The sequence below is a fragment of the Fulvivirga imtechensis AK7 genome (assembly GCF_000331535.1).
GTDB lineage: Bacteria > Bacteroidota > Bacteroidia > Cytophagales > Cyclobacteriaceae > Fulvivirga > Fulvivirga imtechensis.
This window is the reverse complement of record NZ_AMZN01000172.1, coordinates 1-2,660: the sequence shown is the minus strand read 5'-3', so window position 1 is coordinate 2,660 and position 2,660 is coordinate 1. Positions and strand designations below refer to the sequence as shown.

Annotated in this window: 1 protein-coding gene; it reads left to right on the top strand. The window is 48.2% G+C overall.

Going from position 1 to position 2,660, the window contains the following annotated elements; genetic code table 11:
* On the top strand, window positions 1-2,660 hold a 2,660-nt coding region (locus C900_RS27550), incomplete at both ends, for a LamG-like jellyroll fold domain-containing protein (protein WP_040497705.1).

The following is a 2,660-nucleotide window of genomic DNA, read 5'->3' as shown; positions in this document are numbered from 1 at the left end:
TGCCATCAAACTGAGCAGTACCAATACCATAGTAGTGCAGGAAAACGGCAACTGGAAAGGCGGCTTTGGTAGTGTTACCAATGGCGATGTACTGAGAATAGAAAGGACCGGTAACACCATCACCTACAAAAAGAATGGCACCACTATCTACACTTCCGCAACACCATCCACCACCTCATTGATAGCAGATGCCTGCTTCTACCATTCAGGCGGAGAGATCAACAACGGTATGAGCTCCTTTGGCAGCGCACCGGTCACCCTCCCCACAGCGCCCACCAGCCTGACAGCCACAGCAGACCAGGCAGGCGTACACCTAAGCTGGACCGACAATGCCACCAATGAAAGCGGTTACAAAATAGAACGCCAGCTTGGCAGCAACGCCTATGAGCAGCTCACCACCACGATAGCAGATGTGACCAGCTACAGCGACAATACCACAGTGTCAGAAACTACCTATACCTACAGAGTATCCGCCTACAATGCAGCAGGAGATTCGGACTACAGCAACACCACGACAATAACCACCCCACCGGCACCCCTAAGTAGTGGCACACCGGTCACCTGGACCGACCTGGTGGGAGTAGAAGTACATGCAGATAATTCGGTAGTGAAGACAGCAGGCTGGGGCACAGACAATTCCGGAGCCGCTTCTGAGGAAATGCTCGCAGCCGGAATCGATGGCTGGGCAGAATTTACAGTCTATGCCACAGGCAAAGAACGCTACTTCGGTTTTTCCCAAACGAACCCTGATGCAACGAATAACATTGACTATGCCTTTAAGCTGAACAGCGTCAACAAAATAGTAGTGACAGAAGGCGGGCAGACCCAGGCAGGCTTTGGCGACATCATTAATGGTGATGTGCTGAGAATAGAAAGGACAGGCAGCGCCATCACCTACAAGCAAAATGGCACAGTGCTTTACACCTCAGCCACGCCATCTACCAGTTCGCTTTTGGTAGATGTGAGCTTCTATCATACAGGCGGAGAGATTAACAATGCTAATGTATCGTTTGCCGCACCACCATTTGACCCATCGGCATGGAATTTTAACACCTGCAGTGGCACCACGCTGACTGACAGTTCAGGAGGGCTGGACGGGACTATTCATGGAGGAGCCCAATGGACAGCAGGCTACCAGGGACAGGGTTTGCTGCTGGATGGGGAAGATGATTATGGTCGAATCCCTGATGATGCCAGCAATGATTTCGGAGGTCGCGACTTTACAGTAGCCTATTGGGTGAAGAAACTGTCAGCCACCAACAACTATGATAACCTGATGGGAGTAGGTAAATGGAATAATGGCGGAAATGTGGGTGCCAATGAGTGGACGCTAAACCTAGGAGGTCAGTATAATGAGTATCCCCGTTTTATCATAGAAAGCGGAGCAACAAAATACCATGCCATATCCGCTACTGCACTCAACCTCAACCAGTGGTACCACCTGGCGGGGGTTCGTGAGGGACCCCAGATCAAACTATACCAGGATGGCGTATTGGTAGCGACCACAGATGTGGGCTCAGGAGTAATCAATAACACCACTCTGCCGGTATATATTGGCAGAATGGCAGCAACAGGCTACAATACCCATGCGGTTTTTGATGAGGTAAAAATATATAACACTGCATTAACCGCTACGGAAATCAGCCAACTGGCCGCTTTACCATCCGATCCTGTATCATGTATCAACGGAAACGTGGATGACACAGCAGAAATAGCCGCCCTTCAGTCCCTCTACCAATCATCCGGAGGCACCAGTTGGACCGATAAGACCGGCTGGCCCACAGACTGGAGTACCATAACGTCAGTAGATCAGATCACCGGCTGGTATGGCATAACAACAGAAAACGGAGACGTAACAGGTATTAACCTGAGCAATAATAACCTTGCCGGGAGTATACCTGCATCTTTCGGCAACCTGACTGAATTACAAATTCTTCGGATGAACAACAGCTTGTTTGGTGGAGGTAAAGGAGGATCTTTAGACCTGAATACTTTACTGGCGCCTTTTACAAAACTGAGAGAGCTTTCATTTGAAAACTGTGGGATTGCCACTACATCCTTTCCTGCTGTAATCAGTGATCTTCATTCCCTGGAATACTTGTCACTGGCAAATAATGCTATCTCGGGTCAAATACCAGCTTTTTCCAACCACACTAACCTGGTATACCTGGATATAAGCAGCAACAAACTTAATGGAGTGATCCCAGCCTCCCTTGCAAGTCTCCCCAATCTTCAGTACCTGAATTTGAGTAAAAATACATTGATGGGGGCAGTGCCAAATTTCCCGGTCACCTCCAGACTTGAAGAATTGGACCTTTCTAAAACATTGATCACGCAACTCCCCGATCTGAAACAGTCACCAGATCTTGCCAAAGTAGATGTTCACCAGTGTCAACTCACCTTTTCAGAGATAGAGAAGCAATTAACGGCCGCCAATACCAGCCCCTTCGAGTTCATTTATCATAACCAACTTCCCCAGTCATATGATGACTACATCGAAGTACAGACAGGAGGTGTTTTGGAGATCAATAGCCTGGATGCAAGTACATATAACGTATATTTGTGGGAGAAACTGGAGGAAGACGGAGGCAATCTGATCGCTACAGATGTAACAGGTCAGAATGAAAATACAGATGGAAGTATATTCAAACTATCCAACT